The sequence below is a fragment of the Streptomyces sp. NPDC102462 genome (assembly GCF_044765425.1).
Classification (GTDB): domain Bacteria; phylum Actinomycetota; class Actinomycetes; order Streptomycetales; family Streptomycetaceae; genus Streptomyces.
This window is the reverse complement of sequence record NZ_JBIWKB010000002.1, coordinates 101,826-121,104: the sequence shown is the minus strand read 5'-3', so window position 1 is coordinate 121,104 and position 19,279 is coordinate 101,826. Positions and strand designations below refer to the sequence as shown.

The following is a 19,279-nucleotide window of genomic DNA, read 5'->3' as shown; positions in this document are numbered from 1 at the left end:
CGAAAATCCGGATTCAGCTTGAACGTCCAGTCTTCGGAAATCCAGAAACCAAGGGGTTCAGAAGTGAACGTCAAGTCTTACGCCAAGGTCGGTGCCGCCGTCGGTACCGCGGTCCTCGGTCTCGGCATCCTCGCCGCCCCGGCTTCGGCGGACCCGTCCTCGTCGACCGACTACCGCACCCTGGCCGCGGTCGGCTCGGACACCACGCAGTACGTCGTGAACGGCCTCGCCAACGGCACCGCTGTCGTGGACTCCACCGGCGCGAAGATCATCGCGTCCTGGGACGCCGTCACGCCGACCGGTGGCACCGACCCGTACAAGACCAAGGCGGCGGCGGACTGCCAGTACACCCGCGCCCAGACCAACGGCTCCAGCAACGGCATCGCCCGGCTGTCCGAGGACATCACCAACGGCGGCTCCACCTGCATCGACATCGCCCGCTCCTCGCGCGGTCCGAAGGCCAGCGTGCCCGGCACCGACCTCACCTACGTCCCGTTCGCCCGTGACGCGGTCACCTACGCCACGGACCTCGGCAGCACCGTGCCGTCCGACCTGACGGTGGCGCAGCTGAAGAGCATCTACACCAACTGCACCTACACGGACGCGACGGGCGTGCACACGGTGGCGCCGCTGCTGCCGCAGGCCGGCTCGGGCACCCGTCAGTACTGGCTGGACTCCATCGGTGTCACCACTCCGGGTGCCTGCGTCAACGGCAGCGTCCAGGAGCACGACGGCACGGCGATCACCGCCGCCAACCAGCTCATGCCGTACTCGGTCGCGCAGTGGATCGCCCAGGGCAAGGGCCTGTCGGACGTCCCGAACCGTCGTGGCGAGTCGCGTCTGCGGAACATCGCGGGCCAGTCCCCGACCACCGGCTCGGGCTCCTCGATCGCGCTCAACACCAGCTTCATCTTCTCCCGTGACGTCTACAACGTCGTCCAGACGTCCCGGCTGAACGAGCCCGCGATCTCCAGCGCGCTCTCCAAGATCTGCGCCGCGGGCACCGTCATCCAGAACTACGGCTTCGGCACCATCTCCAACTGCAACGCGCGCACCGTCACGGGTGGCCTGAACTCGTGATCGTCGTCTGAACCTCGCGTGACGGCCGGGCACCCTCCAGGTGCCCGGCCCCACGTGCTGTCCCGGTATCCATCAACCGACCGTCCCCCGGGGGGCCATCGCCATGACCTTGCTCCACCCGTTCCGAAGAGCGGCGGCCATCGCGGCCGCCTGTGCCGTGCTCGCCCTGGGCGTTGTGGCCCTGGTGGCGTCCCAGTCCCAGCCCGCCCGGGCGGCGTCCGTGGGCGAGTTCACCATGACGCCCGGCACCGGCAAGCTGAGCGACGCTCAGGGCGTCGGCGGCTCCATCGAGATCCCCGGTGCGTGCCCCGACTTCACGCTCGAAGACCTCAACTTCACCAGCTACCTGAGCCTCTACGTGGTGAAGGCGGACGGCAGTGAGGCGACGGTGCTGAGGGGGATCAGCAACCAGGCCCCCTACGACGGGGCGACCTCCGGCGTTTCGCTGGCCGCCGCGGACAACCCCGGGAGCGTCGTCAACAGCCTGTCGAGCGTCATCACGGGCGACGGCACCTACGAACTGCGCGTACGGTGCGTCGACAACTACGACCAGTCGCCCCCGTCGGACGCGTGGGTGCCCGGCGACCCCTACTGGTCCCAGAAGGTCACCGTGACCGGTGACGACTGGGTGGTCGGCGAAGGGGCTAAGGCCACCAGCGTCGCGCTGATCAGTGATCCCGTCTCCGCCGAGCCCAAGCAGGAGGTGACGTTCACCGCGACGGTCACGCCGGCGGACGCGCCCGGCACCGTGACCTTCCTGGAAGGCGAGAAGTCGCTGGGCGAGGCCACGGTCGCCGATGGGAAGGCCGAGTTCAGGACGGAAGACCTGGACCTGGGGACCCACAACGTCGTCGCCCGGTTCACCCCGGCGGACGCCACCAAGTTCGGGGCCTCCGAATCCACGCCCGCACGGGTGGACGTGCAGCCGGCGAGGGCCGAGATGCTGGACGCCGCATCGGGCGAACGGCTCGCGGGCAATCCCGAACTGAAGCGCGGTCAGACGGTGAAGCTCATCGTCCGCAGGTGCCAGCCGAACACCACCTTCGCCATGGCCATGGAGCGGAACGACACCGGGTTCCCCAGCGCGAAGTCCGACGCGAACGGAGAGGTGACCTGGGCGGAACTCACCGTCCCTGACGACGCGGTGGAAGGCAACAGCGGGTGGAAGCTGAGCCCGACGTGTCAAACCGAAGAAGGTTCGGTCATCTCCGTACCGTTCACCGTGCCCGCCCCCACCGACGAGTCCCCGAGCGGCGACCCGTCGGACGACCCCACCGATGAGCCGACGGACGAGCCGTCCGACGGGCCCACGGGCGACACGGCCGGTACCACCGGCGGCGGCAGCACCACCGGCGGCGACTCCGCTTCCGGCGGCGGCTCCACCTCCGGCGGCACCTCGCCCTCCGGCGGCCTCGCCTCCACCGGCAGCCAGATCGCCCTGTTCTCCGGCGTCGGCGCCGTCGTCCTCACCGCGGCCGGCATCGCCTTCGTACGGTACGGCCGTCGCAACGGGCTGCTGACCTTCGGCGAGCCCCGCTCGTAACGGCAGGCGGACGTACGGGCGGCGGGCCCCCACCCCGCCGCCCGCACCGCCGTTTCTCCCCTCGACACCTCTTCACAGGAGCGCTTCCCGTGACCGTGCTGTCCCCGCCCCCGCCGGCCGAGGCGCCGCCGGCGCCGGCGCCCTCACCCGAGCCCGAGACCGGCTCCGGGCCGCCGCGGGCAGAACGCGCCGGCTTCGCCTTCGCCGGGGCCGCGCTGTGCGTGCTCGCCGCCCTGCTGCTCGGCTTCGCCGCCAACCTCACGATCGTGGGACACCTCCAGCACGCCCGCGACCAGCAGACCGCGTACGACGAGTACCGCCGCCAACTCGCCCTCGGAGTCGCACCGGTGGGCCAGCAGGCGTACGACGGCAAGATGCTCACACCCGGTGCGCCCGTCGCGCTGCTGCGCATCCCGGCCCTGGGCCTGAAGGAAGTGGTCGGGGAGGGCACCACCTCGGGCGTGCTGATGTCGGGCCCCGGCCACCGCCGGGACACCCCGCTGCCGGGACAGGCCGGCACCAGCGTGATCATGGGCCGCCAGTGGGGGTACGGCAGCCCGTTCAACGACCTGCACCGACTGCCCGCGGGCAGCGAGATCGAGGTGACGACGGGCCAGGGCAAGGCCACCTACCGGGTCACGGGCATCCGCCGGGAGGGCGACCCGCTGCCGCCGGTACTCCAGCAGAACGAGGGCCGACTCACGCTCATCACCGCCGAGGGCAGTCCGTACACCCCGTCTGGCACGATCCGCGTCGACGCGACGCTGACGAGCGGCGTCCAGGCCAGCCCGCCGCGCCCGCTGGCCCCCGGCTGGATCGACGACTCCGAGCAGGCCCTCGGCAGCGAGGACGCCGCCTGGCTGCCGGTCTTCCTCTGGTCCCAGGGGCTGCTCCTGGCCGCCCTGCTCACCATGGCCGCCCACCGCGCGTGGGGCCGCTGGCAGACCTGGATCGTCGGCATCCCCGTACTGGCCGCGTTCGGTCTCGCCGTCTCCGGCGCCGCCACCCGCCTGCTGCCCAACCTGCTCTGAACGACGAGGAGTCCAACCATCATGTCCGACATCACGGAGACGACCGACACCCTCGTCGACGCGATCCTCGACCCGACGAAGCGGATGACGGCCGTCAAGGCGCCAAGGCGCGGCGCGGCCACCGCCCAGAGCGACCCGGCCACCCTGGAGGCCGACGCCATCTCGGCCTGGTTCGGCAGCCACAAGGTGCTGGAGCAGGTCTCGCTCACCATGCCCGCCCGCAAGGTCACCGCGCTCATCGGCCCGTCCGGCTGCGGCAAGTCCACGTTCCTGCGGATCCTCAACCGCATGCACGAACTGGTCGGCTCGGCCTCCCTCTCGGGCCGGGTGCTCCTGGACGGCGACGACATCTACGACCGGGGCCGCCGCATCACCCACGCCCGCCGACAGATCGGCATGGTCTTCCAGAAGCCCAACCCGTTCCCGGCGATGTCCATCTACGACAACGTCACCGCCGGCCTGAAGCTGGCCGGCGTCAAGGCGGGCCGCGAGGACAAGGACCGGCTCGTCGAGGAGTGCCTGACCAAGGCCGGCCTGTGGAAGGAGGTCCGCGACCGCCTCCGCCAGCCCGGCGGCGCGCTCTCCGGCGGCCAGCAGCAGCGCCTGTGCATCGCGCGCTCGCTGGCGGTCCGGCCCCGCGTCCTGCTGATGGACGAGCCGTGCTCCGCCCTTGACCCGACCTCGACGCGCCGCATCGAGGAGACGATCCACGAACTGTCCGACGAGGTCACCATCGTGATCGTCACCCACAACATGCAGCAGGCGGCCCGCGTCTCCGACCAGTGCGCCTTCTTCCTCGCCGAACAGGGCACCCCCGGCGTGATCGTCGAACACGGCCCCACGGACGCGATGTTCCACAGCCCCCAGGACCCGCGCACCACGGACTACGTCAACGGCCGCTTCGGGTGAGGCGGAGGCGGTCGCAGCATGGAGGAGTTCTGACATGGACGTCACCCGTCGCGCCCGCCCGGGTGCCGTCGCGGGCCGTGCCGTCGCCGTGGCCGCGGTCGCGTCCTTCGCCCTGGCGGGGTGTGCCGTCTCCGGTGCCGAGGGCAGGCCGTCGGCGGTGGCGCCCGTGAGTGCCCCGGCCACCGCCGCGGTCACCGACCGGGTGCCCACGGCTCCGGCCGAGCCGGCGGCTTCCGGTACGCACACCCGGGCCGCCCCGCCGGGCCCCGCCCGCACACCGGACACCACCGCTCCCGCGGCCCCTCCCGCACCGTCCCCGAGCAGGTCCCCCGCGGTTGCCAAGAGCGTGCTGCCGGACCTGTCCGGCACGGCGCCCGCGTCCGCCTCCGCGCGCCCCGGCGGCGACCCTGCCCCGCCGTCACCGACACCCCCGCCCGAAGCCGGCACCCTCGGCGAGCGCAGCCGGGACGGCTCGACCACGCTGCGGATCGGTTCCTGGTCCGCCGAGGTCGTGCGGGGCGGCCAGGGCGCCGTGGACGCATGTCAGGACGCCGTGCAGTGGACGGGGCCCGACATCGGCACCGAGGACGGCTACGCGCTGCGCACCGCCGTCGTCGTGGGCCACGACTACTGCGGCTTCTCGCGGTTCGCCAGGCTGCCCGTGGGCACGACGGTCACGGCCACCACACCGCGCGGCACCTTCACCTACCGCGTGTACGCCACCTACGTCTCGCCCGGCCGCGGCACCCCCGCCCACGGCCTGTACTGGGGCGACCTCACGCTCCAGTCCTGCGTGGGCGACGACACGGGCTTCAGCTATCTCGTGCGGGTCGAGCCGTAGCCGCCGTCCATGGACCCGGGACCGGTGGCCCCGGCACGGGGACCCGGCACCTCTTGCGTCAGGGTGCGCTCGGCCACACGAGCAGCATGTACGCGCCGCAGTACGCCGAGCCCGCCACCGCCACCGCCAGCACCAGCGTCCGGTACCGGCGCGAGGCCCGGGACAGATGCACCGCGAGCGGCAGCAGCAGCGGGAAGCCGGGCAGCAGGAAACGGGCGCGCGGGAAGTAGACGCCGCCGCTGCACAGGACGATCACCAGCAGCACTCCGGTGAACACCAGCAACGGCACCGGCTGCCGGTCCCACACCGACAGCGCGAACAGCACCACCGAGACCAGCATCGTCAGGCTGACCACGACCAGGAACAGCTCCGGCCGGTGCTGCTGCCCGAACAACTGGCGCAGCCGGTGCAGGGTCTCGTGGCCGCCGTCCAGTTCGTTGTGCCACATCCGCTGCACGGCGAAGTAGCCGTCCCAGCGGCCCAGCCGCAGCCCCACCCAGCCGAGGTACCCGCACCAGCCCAACGGGGCGAGCAGCGCGGCGGCCAGGACCCGGCCCGAGAAGCGGCGGCGCAGCGACAGCAGGGCGGCGACGGAGACCGCCGCCGCCACCGCGATCCCGGTCGGCCGGGTCAGCCCGGCCAGACACGCACCCGCACCGGCCCACAGCCAGCGCTCGTCCAGCACGGCGTACAGGGCCCAGGCGGCGAACACCGTGAACAGCGACTCGGTGTACCCCATCCACTGCACGAGGCCGACCGGCAGCGCTGCCCACAGCGTGGCTAGCAGGATGCCCGCCCGCCGCCCGGCCAGCCGCTCACCGACGGCGTACACGCCCCACGCCGCGACCAGCGAGGCCACCACGGCGATCCCCAGCCCGGCGCTGGCCCGGCTGCCCGGCGTGACCACGGCGACGGCCCGCACCAGCAGCGGATACAGCGGAAAGAACGCCAGGTTGTTGTGGTCGAAGGCGACGCCCAGCTCGTGCGCGTACCCGTGGTCGGCGATCCCCAGGTACCAGCGCGAGTCCCACTCCTTCGCCAGCATCGGCCAGAGCCCGTGCCCGCGCCGGTGCGCCCACACGGCCAGGAACAGCAGCCCCACGACGTGCACGGTGAGGAAGGCGGCCAGCGCGGGCGCCGCGCGCCGCAGCCCGTGCAGCAGCGCGCGGGAGGGGACACCGGCCGGTACGGGCGGCCGCCGGGTACCCGGGATGTGTCCGCTGGGGGCGGTGTCGGGGGCGGTCGAGGACACGCGGCGGCTCCAGTACTCGGCGGGCGGTACCGGTTCACCGTTCCCGCAGAGTGCGCCGGAGTGCGGCGGGTGCGTCAGCCGTGCCCGCGAAATCACCCTTTGGGGTGCACCCGTTCGTCCCGGGCGCACCCCGGAGGCGACCGCAGGCGCCTCAGATGCCGGCGGCCGCGGCCAGGTCCCGCTTGAGGGCGTCGAGTAGGCCGGCCGCGCGGGTGCGGGCGGCCGGCAGCCCGGCGTGCCCGGCGACCGGGACGACGGCCTCCAGATAGCACTTCAGCTTGGGCTCCGTGCCGCTGGGCCGGACCACGACCCGGGCGCCGTCGAGGGTGTAACGCAGCCCGTCGGTGGGCGGCAGCCGGTCCGAGCCGTCGGCCAGGTCCTCGGCCCGGATGACGGCGAGACCGGCCAGTTCGGCCGGCGGATGAGCGCGCAGCCGCCGCATGGCGTCCGAGATGACCGACAGGTCCACCCGTACCGAGAGCTGGTCGGTGGCGTGCAGTCCGTGCTGCACGGCCAGGTCGTCGAGGAGGTCCGGCAGGGTCCGCCCCCGCTCCTTCAGCTCGGAGGCCAGCTCCGTGACGAGCAGCGCGGCGGTGATGCCGTCCTTGTCCCGCACGCCCTGCGGGTCGACGCAGTAGCCGAGGGCCTCCTCGTAGCCGTAGCGCAGCCCCTCCACACGGGCGATCCACTTGAAACCGGTCAGTGTCTCCTCGTACGGCAGCCCGGCCCGCGCGGCGATCCGGCCGAGCAGCGAGGAGGACACGATGGACTCGGCGAAGGTGCCGGTGGCGCCGCGCCGGACCAGGTGCGCGGCGAGCAGCGCGCCGACCTCGTCGCCGCGCAGCATGCGCCACGCCCCGCCGTCCCGTACGGCGACGGCGAGCCGGTCCGCGTCCGGGTCGTTGGCGATGACCAGGTCCGGTTCGCTCGCGCGGGCCTGCGCGAAGGCCAGGTCCATCGCGCCGGGCTCCTCCGGATTGGGGAAGGCGACGGTCGGGAAGTCCGGGTCGGGCTCCGCCTGTTCGGCGACCAGGACCGGTTCCGGGAACCCGGCGCGGGCGAAGGCGGCCAGCAGGACGTCCTTGCCGACCCCGTGCAGGGCCGTGTAGACGGTGCGCGCGGTACGCGGCGAGCCGTCGGCCAGCACGGCGTCGGTACGGGCGAGATAGGCGTCCAGGACGGAGTCGTCGAGGGTGTCCCAGCCCCCGTCCGGACGCGGTACGTCGTCGAGCGAGGCGATCGCGTCGATCTCGGCGGCGATCTCGTGGTCGGCGGGCGGCACGATCTGCGTGCCCTCGCCGAGGTAGACCTTGTAGCCGTTGTCCCGGGGCGGGTTGTGACTCGCGGTGACCTCCACGCCGGCGACGGCACCCAGGTGCCGGATCGCGAAGGCGAGGACCGGGGTGGGCAGGGGCCGCGGCAGCACGGCCGCGCGCAGCCCGGCGCCGGTCAGCACGGCCGCGGTGTCCCGGGCGAAGTCGGCGGACTTGTGCCGGGCGTCGTAGCCGATGACGACGAGCCCGCCGGCCTGCCCCTGCTTCCTGAGGTACGCGGCGAGCCCGGCGGCGGCACGGATGACGACCGCGCGGTTCATCCGCAGCGGCCCGGCGCCCAGTTCGCCGCGCAGCCCGGCGGTGCCGAACCGGAGGGTGCCGCTGAAACGGGCCGCCAGCTCCGCGTGGTCCCCGGCGTCGATGAGCTTGCCGAGTTCCTCGCGGGTGTCCGGGTCGGGGTCCTCGGCCAGCCACGCCCGGGCCCGCGCGAGGAGTTCGTCGTGCACGATCGGTCAACCTCCGTTGTTCTGTGTCCGGTTGATGCTCTCAGCGGGTCGAGCGAAGCCGCAGCCGAACGACAGCACAGCACGGCCCGCCCAGCGCGGCGCCACGGCCTACAGCCGTCCCAGCACCTGGGCCAGCAGCGACCCCATCCGCGTCGCGCTGTCGCGGCCCGCCTGCAGGACCTCCTCGTGGTTGAGGGGTTCACCGGTCATGCCCGCCGCGAGGTTCGTCACCAGCGAGATGCCCAGCACCTCAGCGCCCGCCTCGCGCGCCGCGATGGCCTCCAGCACCGTGGACATCCCCACCAGGTCAGCGCCGATCACCCGGGCCATCCGGATCTCGGCCGGTGTCTCGTAGTGGGGGCCGGGGAACTGCGCGTACACGCCCTCCTCCAGCGTCGGGTCGATCTCCTTGCACAGGGCCCGCAGCCGCGGCGAGTACAGATCGGTCAGGTCGACGAAGTTCGCCCCGACGATCGGGGAGGTCGCCGTCAGGTTGATGTGGTCGCTGATCAGCACCGGCTGCCCGGGCCGCATGCCCTCGCGCAGCCCGCCGCACCCGTTGGTCAGCACCACGGTCTTGCAGCCGGCGGCCACGGCCGTGCGCACCCCGTGCGCCACGGCGGCCACGCCCCGGCCCTCGTAGTAGTGCGTGCGCCCGAGGAAGACCAGCGCGCGCCGGTCCCCGATGGCGTACGAGCGGACCGTGCCGCCGTGTCCCTCGACCGCCGGCGCCGGGAAGCCGGGCAGCTCGGTGACCTGGAACTCGGCGTCGGGGGCGCCCAGGGCGTCGACGGCGGGTGCCCAGCCGGAGCCCATCACGAGGACGACATCGTGGGTCTCGGCGCGGGTGAGAGCGCGCAGGCGCGCGGCGGCCGCGTCGGCGGCGGCGTAGGGGTCGCCGTGGACGTCGTCCGGAAGAAGAGATGCGTTCACGCGGACGAGCGTAGCCGGTTTGGGCCTACGCGCGTAGATGATGGAGGTGACGGGAATGCGATCGTTGTCTTGTCGTTGTGGCTGGTCGCGCCCGCGCGGCGGAGCCGCACATTGATACAGCCCCGCGCCCCTTTGGGGTGCTGTGGGGTTAGCAGGGGCGTTTGCGTAGTTCCATTACGTAGTCGTGGGGGGCGCCTGCTGATTCTGCCGCGTCGGCGATCTCGCCCAGGTAGCGGGCCGACGGCAGGCCGCCCTCGTAGGCGTTGAGCACGTACGTCCAGGCCGGCTCCTCGCCGTCCAGGGTGTGCACCCGGACCCGTAGCCGCCGGTAGATGTCGAGCCCCACGCCCTCCCACCGGTCCATGGACTGCTCGTCCATGGGGGCGATGTCGTACAGGCCGACGAAGACCTGGCACAGCGGGTCCTCGACGATCGTCGCCAGTGCGCCCTCCCAGCCCAGCTGCTCGCCGCCGAAGGTCAGCCGCCAGCCGTTCAGCCAGCCGGTGGCGCGCAGCGGCGAGTGCGGGGCGCGGCGGGACATCAGCCGGGCGTCGAGATTGCCGGCGTATGCGGCATAGAGCGACATGGGTCGAGGGTACGGCAGCCGAAACTTCCGTCTCCCAAGTCCCTGGCACAACCTCCGTGCCGCCCGTTCGCCCCACCGGCCCCACAGATAACGGAACGCACACCACCGTCGCCCCGGGGCAGTACCACCTTGAGGGGTGCGGGACAATGGGGTACGTGACTCGGATCGTGATCATCGGTGGCGGACCCGGCGGATACGAAGCGGCGCTGGTGGCCGCGCAGCTCGGCGCGGAGGTGACCGTCGTCGACTGCGACGGCCTCGGCGGTGCGTCGGTGCTGACCGACTGCGTGCCGTCGAAGACCCTTATCGCCACGGCCGAGGTGATGACCACCTTCGACTCCTCCTACGAGGAGCTGGGGATCATCGTCGCCGACGACACGCCACCCGCGGAGCAGGCCGCCCGCGTGGTCGGCGTCGACCTCGGCAAGGTCAACCGCCGGGTCAAGCGGCTCGCGCTCGCCCAGTCCCACGACATCACCGCCTCCGTCACCCGGGCCGGCGCCCGGGTCATGCGCGGCCGGGGCCGTCTGGAGGGCATGCAGGCGCTGGACGGCTCCCGCAAGATCGTCGTCACGGCCGCCGACGGCAGCGAGGAGACGCTGACCGCCGACGCCGTGCTCATCGCGACCGGCGGTCACCCGCGCGAGCTGCCCGACGCCCGGCCCGACGGCGAACGCATCCTCAACTGGACCCAGGTCTACGACCTCACCGAGCTGCCGGAAGAGCTGATCGTGGTCGGCTCGGGCGTCACCGGCGCCGAGTTCGCCGGCGCCTACCAGGCCCTCGGCTCCAAGGTCACCCTCGTCTCCTCCCGTGACCGCGTGCTGCCCGGCGAGGACCCGGACGCCGCCGCCGTCCTGGAGGACGTCTTCCGCCGCCGCGGCATGAACGTCATGGCCCGCTCCCGCGCCGCCGCCGCCAAGCGGGTCGGCGACGCCGTCGAGGTCACCCTCGCCGACGGGCGGGTCATCACCGGCTCCCACTGTCTGATGGCCGTCGGCGCCATCCCGAACAGCGCCGGACTCGGCCTGGAGGAGGCGGGCGTCAAGCTGCGCGAGTCCGGGCACATCTGGACCGACAAGGTGTCCCGCACCACCGCGCCCGGCGTGTACGCCGCCGGTGACGTCACGGGTGTCTTCGCCCTGGCGTCCGTCGCCGCCATGCAGGGGCGCATCGCCATGTACCACTTCCTCGGCGACGCGGTGGCCCCGCTGAACCTGAAGACGGTCTCCTCCAACGTCTTCACCGACCCGGAGATCGCCACCGTCGGCTACAGCCAGGCCGATGTCGACGCCGGCAAGATCGACGCCCGGGTGGTGAAGCTGCCGCTGCTGCGCAACCCGCGCGCCAAGATGCAGGGCATCCGCGACGGCTTCGTCAAGATCTTCTGCCGCCCCGGCACCGGGATCGTGGTGGGCGGTGTCGTGGTGGCGCCGCGCGCCTCGGAACTGATCCACCCCATCTCGATCGCCGTCGACAACAATCTGACGGTCGAACAGATCGCGAACGCGTTCACCGTGTACCCGTCCCTGTCGGGCTCGATCGCCGAGGTGGCCCGCCAGCTCCACACCCGCAAGGAGACCGGCGAGGGCTGACGCCGCCGGGCCCGACTCCCCGCTGGTCACGGGGAGTTGCCGCGCATGCGCACGGCATAGTCCGGGCGGATTGGCCTTATACCACTCCCGACCCTGCCGTGCGAACAACTTCTGTTATTCGGCGCAAACTGCTGAAAGCAGACGGTCGTTGGGGTTACTGTCAGTTTCGTGTTCGCTGCAGAACGTCGCCAATTGATCCTCGAAATGGTGCGAGCGAACGGAGCCGTGTCGCTCCGTGAACTCGCCCGCGTCGTCCAGACCTCAGAAGTGACCGTACGGCGGGACGTGCGCGCACTGGAGGCAGAAGGACTCCTCGACCGCCGGCACGGCGGTGCGGTACTACCGGGCGGATTCACGCGCGAGTCCGGTTTTCCGCAGAAGTCACACCTCGCGACCGCCGAGAAGACGGCCATCGCCGACCTCGCCGCGGGACTCGTCGAAGAAGGCGAGGCCATCGTCGTCGGCGCCGGGACCACCACGCAGGAGCTGGCCCGCCGGCTCGCCCGGGTGCCCGGACTGACCGTCGTCACCAACTCGCTGCTGGTGGCCCAGGCCCTGGCGCACGCCAACCGCGTGGAGGTCGTGATGACCGGCGGCACCCTGCGCGGCTCCAACTACGCCCTCGTCGGCTCCGGCGCCGAACAGTCGCTCCAAGGGCTCCGGGTGTCCAAGGCATTCCTCTCCGGCAGCGGTCTGACCGCCGAACGGGGGCTGTCCACGTCCAACATGCTCTCCGCGTCCGTCGACCGCGCGCTGGTGCAGGCCGCCGCGGAGGTCGTGGTCCTGGCCGACCACACCAAGCTGGGCACGGACACCATGTTCCAGACGGTGCCGACCGACCTCATCACCCGCCTGGTCACCGACGAGCCCCCGGTCCACGACGACCGCGCCGCCACCGAACTCCAGGCCCTCGCCGACCAAGGGGTGCAGATCGCCGTGGCCGGGGCTGCGGGCAGCCCGGGGGGTGAGCAGATCCCGGCGCGCCAGCAGCGCCGGGACGTGCCACTGCCCGGTCAGCGGCGCGGCCAGGTTCCGGGGCCGGGGCTGCGTACGGCTGCGGTGCTCGGAGCGGATCAGCCTGCGGCGGCTGAGCGGGGGCGTGTGGCGGACTTGCGTAGACGGTGAGTTGCGCTCCGCTGGGTTTGGCCGCGATGTGCCGTGGGTCGTCTGCGGGTTTGTTGTGGCTGGGCTCCGTCGGCTGGTGCGTGATGCGCCGTCTTCCGGCTGCGGCTTTGTTGTGGCTGGGTTGCGTCGGTGGGGCCGGGATGCGCCGTCTTCTGGCTGCGGGTGCGTCGTGGCTGGTCGCGCCCGCGCGGCGGAGCCGCAAATTGATACAGCCCCGCGCCCCTATCGGGGCGTTGTTGGCGGGGCCTTCTAGTGGGTTAGGCCGCGTAGGGTCAGGTGGAGTAGGCGGTCTGCCAGGGTTGGGTCGGTGGGGGACTCTGCTGCTGCCAGGCCGATTGCGTGGGTGAGCTGGAGCAGGTCGCCGATGGTGACATCCGCGCGTACGGCGCCCGACTCCCTGGCCCGGGCGAGCAGCGCGCCGCCCGCCTCACGGATCGGCGTGCCGCAACGGGCCAGCGCCGAACCGGAGTCGGCGGAGTCGGACGACACCGACATCAGCGCCAGCGCCAGACCGCGGTACGCCCCGGCGTGCGCGACCACCTCGCGCAGCCATGTCACCAGCGCCGAGCAGGGCTCCGGGGCGTGCAGCAGTTCGCGTGCGCGGGCGACGAGTTCGCCCACCGCGTCCTCGAAGACGGCGCTCAGCAGGGCGTGCCGATTCGGGAAGTGCCGGTAGAGCGTGCCGATCCCGACCCCGGCGCGCCGGGCCACATCCTCCAGCGAGGCGTCCGTGCCGTGCTCGGCGAACGCCGCGCGGGCCTGCGTCAGCAGCCGCTCGTAGTTGCGGCGGGCGTCGGCCCGCATGGCACGCGGGGCCCCGGCAGTCTCCTGTGCGAACACGCCCGCCATGCCCTCCACCCGCCCTCTTTCCTCACCCCGGACTGCCTCCAGGATGCCATTGCGGAGGGAACAAGGGGCCGGGCCGCCCGCCCGTCACCGACCGCACGGCACCCCACGGGGCACACACCGTGCCCGTGGGGCGTGCGTACGGGGCGGTCGTCAGTCCTTGATCTCGCAGATCAGCGCGCCGGAGGTGAGGGACGCGCCGACCTCCGCGTTCAGGCCCTTGATGGTGCCCGTCTTGTGGGCGTTCAGCGGCTGCTCCATCTTCATGGCTTCGAGGACCACCACCAGGTCGCCCTCCTTGACCTCCTGGCCCTCCTCGACCGCGACCTTCACGATGGTGCCCTGCATCGGGGAGGCGAGGCTGTCGCCGGAGGCCATCGGCCCGGACTTCTTGGCCGCCCGGCGCTTCGGCTTGGCGCCCGCCGCCAGACCCGTACGGGCCAGGCTCATGCCGAGCGAGGCGGGCAGCGACACCTCAAGGCGCTTGCCGCCGACCTCGACGACGACGGTCTCGCGGCCCCCGTCCTCCTCCGCCTCGGTGTCGGCGGGCGTCGCGAACGGTTTGATCTCGTTGACGAACTCGGTCTCGATCCACCGGGTGTGGACCGTGAACGGGTCCGTGTCGCCGGTCAGCTCGGGCGCGAACGCCGGGTCCCTGACCACCACGCGGTGGAACGGGATCGCCGTCGCCATGCCCTCCACCTGGAACTCGTCCAGCGCGCGGGCGGCCCGCTGCAGCGCCTCCCCGCGGGTGCGGCCGGTGACGATCAGCTTGGCGAGCAGCGAGTCCCAGGCGGGGCCGATGACCGAGCCCGCCTCGACACCCGCGTCCAGGCGGACACCGGGGCCGGCCGGCGGGTCGAAGCGGGTGACCGTGCCGGGCGCGGGCAGGAAGCCGCGGCCCGGGTCCTCGCCGTTGATGCGGAACTCGAAGGAGTGGCCGCGCAGCTCCGGGTCGCCGTAGCCCAGTTCCTCGCCGTCGGCGATGCGGAACATCTCCCGTACCAGGTCGATGCCGGCGACCTCCTCGGTGACCGGGTGCTCGACCTGGAGACGGGTGTTGACCTCGAGGAAGGAGATCGTGCCGTCCGCGCCGACCAGGAACTCCACGGTGCCCGCGCCGACATAGCCGGCCTCCTTGAGGATGGCCTTGGAGGCCCGGTACAGCTCGGCGACCTGCGTGTCCGACAGGAAGGGCGCGGGGGCCTCCTCCACCAGCTTCTGGTGCCGGCGCTGCAGCGAGCAGTCACGGGTGGAGACGACGACCACGTTGCCGTGCTGGTCGGCCAGGCACTGCGTCTCCACATGCCGCGGCTTGTCCAGATAGCGCTCGACGAAGCACTCGCCGCGGCCGAAGGAGGCGACCGCCTCGCGCACCGCGGAGTCGTACAGCTCGGGTACCTCGTCCAGGGTCCGGGCGACCTTCAGACCACGCCCGCCGCCACCGAACGCGGCCTTGATCGCGATCGGCAGGCCGTGCTCCTCGGCGAAGGCGACGACCTCGTCGGCGCCGTTCACCGGATCGGGCGTGCCGGCCACCAGCGGGGCGCCCGCACGCTGCGCGATGTGCCGGGCCGCCACCTTGTCGCCCAGGTCACGGATGGCCTGCGGCGGCGGGCCGATCCAGATCAGGCCCGCGTCCAGCACCGCCTGGGCGAACTCGGCGTTCTCGGAGAGGAAGCCGTAACCGGGGTGGACGGCGTCCGCGCCGGACTCGCGCGCCGCGTTCAGGACCTTCTCGATGTCCAGGTAGCTGCCGGCCGGGGTGTCACCGCCCAGGGCGAACGCCTCATCCGCGGCGCGGACATGCAGAGCGTCCCGGTCCGGGTCCGCGTAGACGGCCACGCTCGCGATCCCCGCGTCCCGGCAGGCCCGGGCCACACGGACAGCGATTTCGCCACGGTTGGCGATGAGCACCTTGCGCACGATTGAGGCTCCCTCCTTGAAACAAGCCGAGTTTAGGGACTGCCGACACGGCACTTCGACCCGTCCCCACTGGTGAGCTTGCCCACACGGAGCGTGATACGAGGCCCGCTCGACCCGCGAAAGCCCTTGTCGCACCGCGGTGCGCAGGACTCCACCGGAAAACCCTAGTCCTGTCATGTGGTCAAGGTCTCTGTGAGAGCGTGCTGCGGCGCACTTCGTTTCTTTGTGGAGTCCCTACGAATGGCCCAACGGTTCACTGGCGGCGGCAGAACCCTTGTCCCTTGGTTTACCCGTTAGTAGCGTTCGCGGTGGCCCGAACGTACTTCGGGTAACGGCAGATTTGCTCGGGCGGGTCGAAAGTGGGTGGGCCGGTGGTGCGCAGGCCGGTGGCATGGGTCGTGGCGGTCGTCCTCTTCGGCGAGGCGCTGTCCGTCGCCGCGCTGAACTGGTTCCTGGGGGTGGTCGTCGACCGTCAGGACATGTCCCTGGCCGGCCTCGACCCGGGCACCATGGCGACGTCCTCGAAGATCGGCGGAGTGGTCTTCGGTCTCTACTTCGCGCTGTGCGGCCTGGTCGCCCTGCTCGTCGCGCTGCGCAACCGGGCCCCGTCCGCCCTCGGCCGCGCCCTGCTGATCAGCGTCGCCGTGGTGCACGGGCTGCTGGGGGCCTTCGCCTGGGGGCTGGTGGGCCACAGCGCGTTCCTGCTCATGGTCGTCGTGCTCGCGCTGGTCGTCCTGCTCCTGATGACGTACGACGCCCGGCCCGGTACGGACCCGTCGGTGGGCGGTGACGCGCCGGGTGCCGGCGGGGCCCCGGAAGCCGCGGACGGCCCGGAGGCGGGCGCCGAGGAACGGGGTGCCGGCTCCGGTACTCGGCGGTCCCGCGGAAAGGCGGTGGAGCCGCGGGACGACGTACCCGCGGAGGCCGCGCCGGGCGTCACTCCGACGGTGTCCACAACTCCGTGATGCCGACACCCAGTTCGGCCAGCAGCCTGCGCACCAGGGGCAGGCTGATGCCGATCACGTTGCCGTGGTCGCCGTCGATCCCCTCGATGAACGGGGCCGAGCGGCCGTCGAGGGTGAACGCACCGGCGACGTAGAGGGGTTCGCCCGAGGCGACGTACGCGGCGATCTCGTCGTCCGTCGGCTCGCCGAACCGCACCACGGTGGAGGCGGTCGCCGACACGTACCGCTTGCTCGTCGTGTCCCAGACGCAGTGCCCCGTCTGCAGGGTCCCGGCCCGCCCGCGCATCGACTTCCAGCGGGCGGTGGCCTCCTCGGCATCCGCGGGCTTGCCCAGCGCCCGGCCGTCCAGCTCCAGCACCGAGTCGCAGCCGATCACCAGCGCGCCCTGCGTCTCCGGCCGGGCCGCCACCACGGACGCCTTCGCCTCGGCCAGGGCGAGGGCCAGCTCGGCGGGGGTGGGCGCGGTGACCGCGTCCTCGTCGACGCCGCTGACGATCACCTCGGGGTCAAGACCGGCCTGCCTGAGCAGCCCGAGCCGGGCGGGGGACTGGGAGGCGAGCACGAGCCGACGGCGGGGATGGTCTGTCATGCGATCAGCGTAACGGCGGGTCCGCTCCGCTCGGGTCCGGCCGGGGTCATCTCAGTCCGGCGACGATCATTGCGAGCACCATGCCCAGCGCCATGAGGAGGCCGAGCCGCCGCAACATGGCCTGCGCCTCGCGCAGTTCCTCGGGCGGCTCGTCCTCGGGGTCCGACCACAGCATGCCACTAGCGTGGGGCTGGGGCGGGGTGGGGGGCCTGAGTACGGGTACTCAAGTTGGTGGGCGGTGTCTGTGGCGCCGTGCGCGGTTCCTCGCGCCCCTAGGAGCCTAGGGGAGCGCGGTGTCGTTGGTGCTGTGCGTGGTTCCTCGCGTCCCTTTGGTGTTGGCGGCTTGGGGTAGGTCCTGAAGGGGCGCGGGGAACTGCGCGAGCGGCCACGATGGTGCCGCAGACGACCGACGGCACATCGCGGCCTTCCCAGCGGAGCGCCTAGCTGGGCCAGTAGGTGCGGGGCCAGGTGGCTGGGCCTGGGTGGGGGACGTGGGTGGTGGCGATGCGGGCCGGGTCGGACCACGCGTCCCCGGGGGCCCGCGCGCCGGACGCCGCGGCGGCCGCCGCCGCGGCGCGGACGCGGACCACCGCCAGCGCGGCGGCCAGCTCCTCCGGGGTCGGATTCCCCCGTACGACCTTGATGTTCATGCCGCCTCCCGACGGTTCTAGAGAGGGATGTTGCCGTGCTTCTTCGGAGGCAGGGATTCCCGCTTCGTGCGCAGCTGACGCAGCCCGCGCACGATGTGGCGACGGGTGTCGGACGGCAGGACCACCGCGTCGATGTACCCCCGCTCGGCCGCGACGTACGGGTTGAGCAGGGTGTCCTCGTACTCCTGGATCAGCCGTCCCCGGGTCGCCTCGGCGTTCTCCGCCTCGGCGATGGTGCGGCGGTGCAGGATGTTGACGGCGCCCTGCGCGCCCATGACCGCGATCTGCGCGGTGGGCCAGGCCAGGTTGAGGTCGGCACCGAGGTGCTTGGAGCCCATGACGTCGTAGGCCCCGCCGAACGCCTTGCGGGTGATCACCGTGATCAGCGGAACCGTCGCCTCCGCGTACGCGAAGATCAGCTTGGCGCCGCGCCGGATGATGCCGGTGTGCTCCTGGTCCACGCCGGGAAGGAACCCCGGCACGTCGACGAAGGTGATCACCGGCACGTTGAAGGCGTCGCAGGTGCGCACGAACCGCGCGGCCTTCTCACTGGCGTCGATGTCGAGACAGCCGGCGAACTGCATCGGCTGGTTGGCGACGATCCCGACCGGCCGCCCCTCCACCCGGCCGAACCCGGTGAGGACGTTCGGCGCGAACAGCGGCTGGGTCTCGAAGAACTCGGCGTCGTCCAGGATGTGCTCGATCACCGTGTGCATGTCGTACGGCTGGTTCGCGCTGTCCGGCACCAGTGTGTCCAGCTCGCGGTCCTCGTCCGTGACGGAGAGGTCCGCCTCCTCCGGGTAGGCCGGGGGCTCGCTGAGGTTGTTGGACGGCAGGTACGACAGCAGCTGCTTGACGTACTCGATCGCGTCCTTCTCGTCCCCGGCCATGTGATGGGCGACGCCGGAGGCGGTGTTGTGGGTGCGGGCCCCGCCCAGCTCCTCGAAGCCGACGTCCTCACCGGTGACGGTCTTGATCACGTCCGGGCCGGTGATGAACATGTGCGAGGTCTGGTCGACCATGATCGTGAAGTCGGTGATCGCGGGCGAGTAGACGGCACCGCCGGCGCACGGGCCGAGGACCAGGCTGATCTGCGGGATCACGCCCGAGGCGTGCGTGTTGCGGCGGAAGATCTCACCGTACGCGCCGAGCGAGGCGACCCCCTCCTGGATCCGTGCGCCCCCGGAGTCGTTGATCCCGATGACCGGGCAGCCGGTCTTCAGGGCGAAGTCCATCACCTTGACGATCTTCTGTCCGTAGACCTCGCCCAGCGCGCCGCCGAAGACGGTGAAGTCCTGGGAGAACACGGCGACGGGCCGGCCGTCCACCGTTCCGTACCCGGTGACCACGCCGTCCCCGTACGGCCGGTTCTGTTCGAGGCCGAAGTTCGTGGACCGGTGCCGGGCGAACTCGTCCAGCTCGACGAACGACCCCTCGTCGAGCAGCAGCCGGATCCGCTCACGCGCCGTCAGCTTCCCCTTGGCGTGCTGCTTCTCCACGGCGCGTGCGGAGCCGGCGTGCGTCGCCTCCTGGATACGGCGCCGGAGGTCCGCCAGCTTCCCGGCGGTCGTGTGGATGTCGATCTCGTGACGCTCTTCCGGCTCGGACATCGGGATGCGGCTCCCTGC

18 protein-coding genes are annotated in these 19,279 nt (G+C 72.0%); 8 read left to right on the top strand and 10 right to left on the bottom strand.

Annotated features, from left to right (window positions below; genetic code table 11):
* The first annotated feature begins 63 nt into the window (after positions 1–63).
* The 5 genes from ACIRFL_RS02695 (at position 64) to ACIRFL_RS02675 (ending at position 5,404) form a co-directional block, all read left to right on the top strand.
* A complete protein-coding gene (locus ACIRFL_RS02695) occupies positions 64–1,080 on the top strand; it encodes a hypothetical protein (protein WP_404023310.1) in 1,017 nt (338 codons plus the stop codon).
* A 103-nt stretch (positions 1,081–1,183) separates the two neighbouring features.
* On the top strand, positions 1,184–2,623 hold the full coding sequence (locus ACIRFL_RS02690) for an Ig-like domain-containing protein (protein WP_404023309.1): 1,440 nt from the start codon (positions 1,184–1,186) through the stop codon (positions 2,621–2,623).
* 89 nt (positions 2,624–2,712) lie between these two features.
* On the top strand, positions 2,713–3,654 hold the full coding sequence (locus ACIRFL_RS02685; RefSeq protein WP_404023307.1) for a sortase: 942 nt from the start codon (positions 2,713–2,715) through the stop codon (positions 3,652–3,654).
* Between the two features lie 84 nt (positions 3,655–3,738).
* A complete protein-coding gene (gene pstB, locus ACIRFL_RS02680) occupies positions 3,739–4,563 on the top strand; it encodes a phosphate ABC transporter ATP-binding protein PstB (RefSeq protein ID WP_404023565.1) in 825 nt (274 codons plus the stop codon).
* Between the two features lie 34 nt (positions 4,564–4,597).
* Positions 4,598–5,404 (top strand): hypothetical protein, encoded by an 807-nt coding sequence (locus ACIRFL_RS02675; RefSeq protein ID WP_404023305.1) that lies wholly within the window; start codon positions 4,598–4,600, stop codon positions 5,402–5,404.
* 58 nt (positions 5,405–5,462) lie between these two features.
* On the opposite strand, the gene ACIRFL_RS02670 is transcribed toward ACIRFL_RS02675, so the two are convergent.
* The 4 genes from ACIRFL_RS02670 to ACIRFL_RS02655 form a co-directional block, all read right to left on the bottom strand.
* Positions 5,463–6,656, bottom strand: coding sequence for a glycosyltransferase family 39 protein (locus ACIRFL_RS02670; RefSeq protein WP_404023303.1), 1,194 nt, complete (start codon positions 6,654–6,656; stop codon positions 5,463–5,465).
* Between the two features lie 151 nt (positions 6,657–6,807).
* Positions 6,808–8,436, bottom strand: a complete 1,629-nt coding sequence (locus ACIRFL_RS02665; protein ID WP_404023302.1) for a phospho-sugar mutase — start codon at positions 8,434–8,436, stop codon at positions 6,808–6,810.
* A gap of 108 nt (positions 8,437–8,544) precedes the next feature.
* Positions 8,545–9,369, bottom strand: coding sequence for a purine-nucleoside phosphorylase (locus tag ACIRFL_RS02660; RefSeq protein WP_404023300.1), 825 nt, complete (start codon positions 9,367–9,369; stop codon positions 8,545–8,547).
* Positions 9,370–9,517: 148 nt separating this feature from the next.
* The gene (locus ACIRFL_RS02655; RefSeq protein ID WP_388703244.1) at positions 9,518–9,955 is read right to left on the bottom strand and encodes a gamma-glutamylcyclotransferase; all 438 of its coding nucleotides are present in this window, start codon (positions 9,953–9,955) and stop codon (positions 9,518–9,520) included.
* A gap of 146 nt (positions 9,956–10,101) precedes the next feature.
* Here ACIRFL_RS02655 and ACIRFL_RS02650 point away from each other — a divergent pair, with 146 nt between their 5' ends.
* The gene (locus ACIRFL_RS02650; RefSeq protein ID WP_404023298.1) at positions 10,102–11,550 is read left to right on the top strand and encodes an NAD(P)H-quinone dehydrogenase; all 1,449 of its coding nucleotides are present in this window, start codon (positions 10,102–10,104) and stop codon (positions 11,548–11,550) included.
* Positions 11,551–11,754: 204 nt separating this feature from the next.
* The gene (locus ACIRFL_RS02645) at positions 11,755–12,675 is read left to right on the top strand and encodes a DeoR/GlpR family DNA-binding transcription regulator (protein ID WP_404023564.1); all 921 of its coding nucleotides are present in this window, start codon (positions 11,755–11,757) and stop codon (positions 12,673–12,675) included.
* A 249-nt stretch (positions 12,676–12,924) separates the two neighbouring features.
* Here the strand turns inward: ACIRFL_RS02645 and ACIRFL_RS02640 are convergent, their stop codons facing one another.
* Together ACIRFL_RS02640 and ACIRFL_RS02635 are read right to left on the bottom strand one after the other, a co-directional pair.
* Complete coding sequence (locus ACIRFL_RS02640; RefSeq protein ID WP_404023563.1) at positions 12,925–13,524, bottom strand: TetR/AcrR family transcriptional regulator; 600 nt, start codon at positions 13,522–13,524, stop codon at positions 12,925–12,927.
* Between the two features lie 150 nt (positions 13,525–13,674).
* Entirely contained in the window at positions 13,675–15,447 is a 1,773-nt protein-coding gene (locus ACIRFL_RS02635) for an acetyl/propionyl/methylcrotonyl-CoA carboxylase subunit alpha (protein ID WP_404023296.1), read from the bottom strand.
* 386 nt (positions 15,448–15,833) lie between these two features.
* On the opposite strand from ACIRFL_RS02635, the gene ACIRFL_RS02630 reads away from it, so the two are divergent.
* On the top strand, positions 15,834–16,412 hold the full coding sequence (locus tag ACIRFL_RS02630; protein ID WP_404023295.1) for a hypothetical protein: 579 nt from the start codon (positions 15,834–15,836) through the stop codon (positions 16,410–16,412).
* Here the strand turns inward: ACIRFL_RS02630 and ACIRFL_RS02625 are convergent.
* The 4 genes from ACIRFL_RS02625 to ACIRFL_RS02610 form a co-directional block, all read right to left on the bottom strand.
* Positions 16,384–17,001, bottom strand: a complete 618-nt coding sequence (locus ACIRFL_RS02625) for a Maf family protein (protein WP_404023294.1) — start codon at positions 16,999–17,001, stop codon at positions 16,384–16,386. The genes ACIRFL_RS02630 and ACIRFL_RS02625 overlap by 29 nt on opposite strands.
* Positions 17,002–17,047: 46 nt before the next feature.
* The gene (gene mmpB, locus ACIRFL_RS02620; protein ID WP_404023293.1) at positions 17,048–17,176 is read right to left on the bottom strand and encodes a morphogenic membrane protein MmpB; all 129 of its coding nucleotides are present in this window, start codon (positions 17,174–17,176) and stop codon (positions 17,048–17,050) included.
* Between the two features lie 265 nt (positions 17,177–17,441).
* Positions 17,442–17,651 (bottom strand): acyl-CoA carboxylase epsilon subunit, encoded by a 210-nt coding sequence (locus tag ACIRFL_RS02615; protein WP_404023291.1) that lies wholly within the window; start codon positions 17,649–17,651, stop codon positions 17,442–17,444.
* Positions 17,652–17,668: 17 nt separating this feature from the next.
* Positions 17,669–19,261 (bottom strand): acyl-CoA carboxylase subunit beta, encoded by a 1,593-nt coding sequence (locus tag ACIRFL_RS02610; protein WP_404023289.1) that lies wholly within the window; start codon positions 19,259–19,261, stop codon positions 17,669–17,671.
* Between the last annotated feature and the right edge of the window lie 18 nt (positions 19,262–19,279).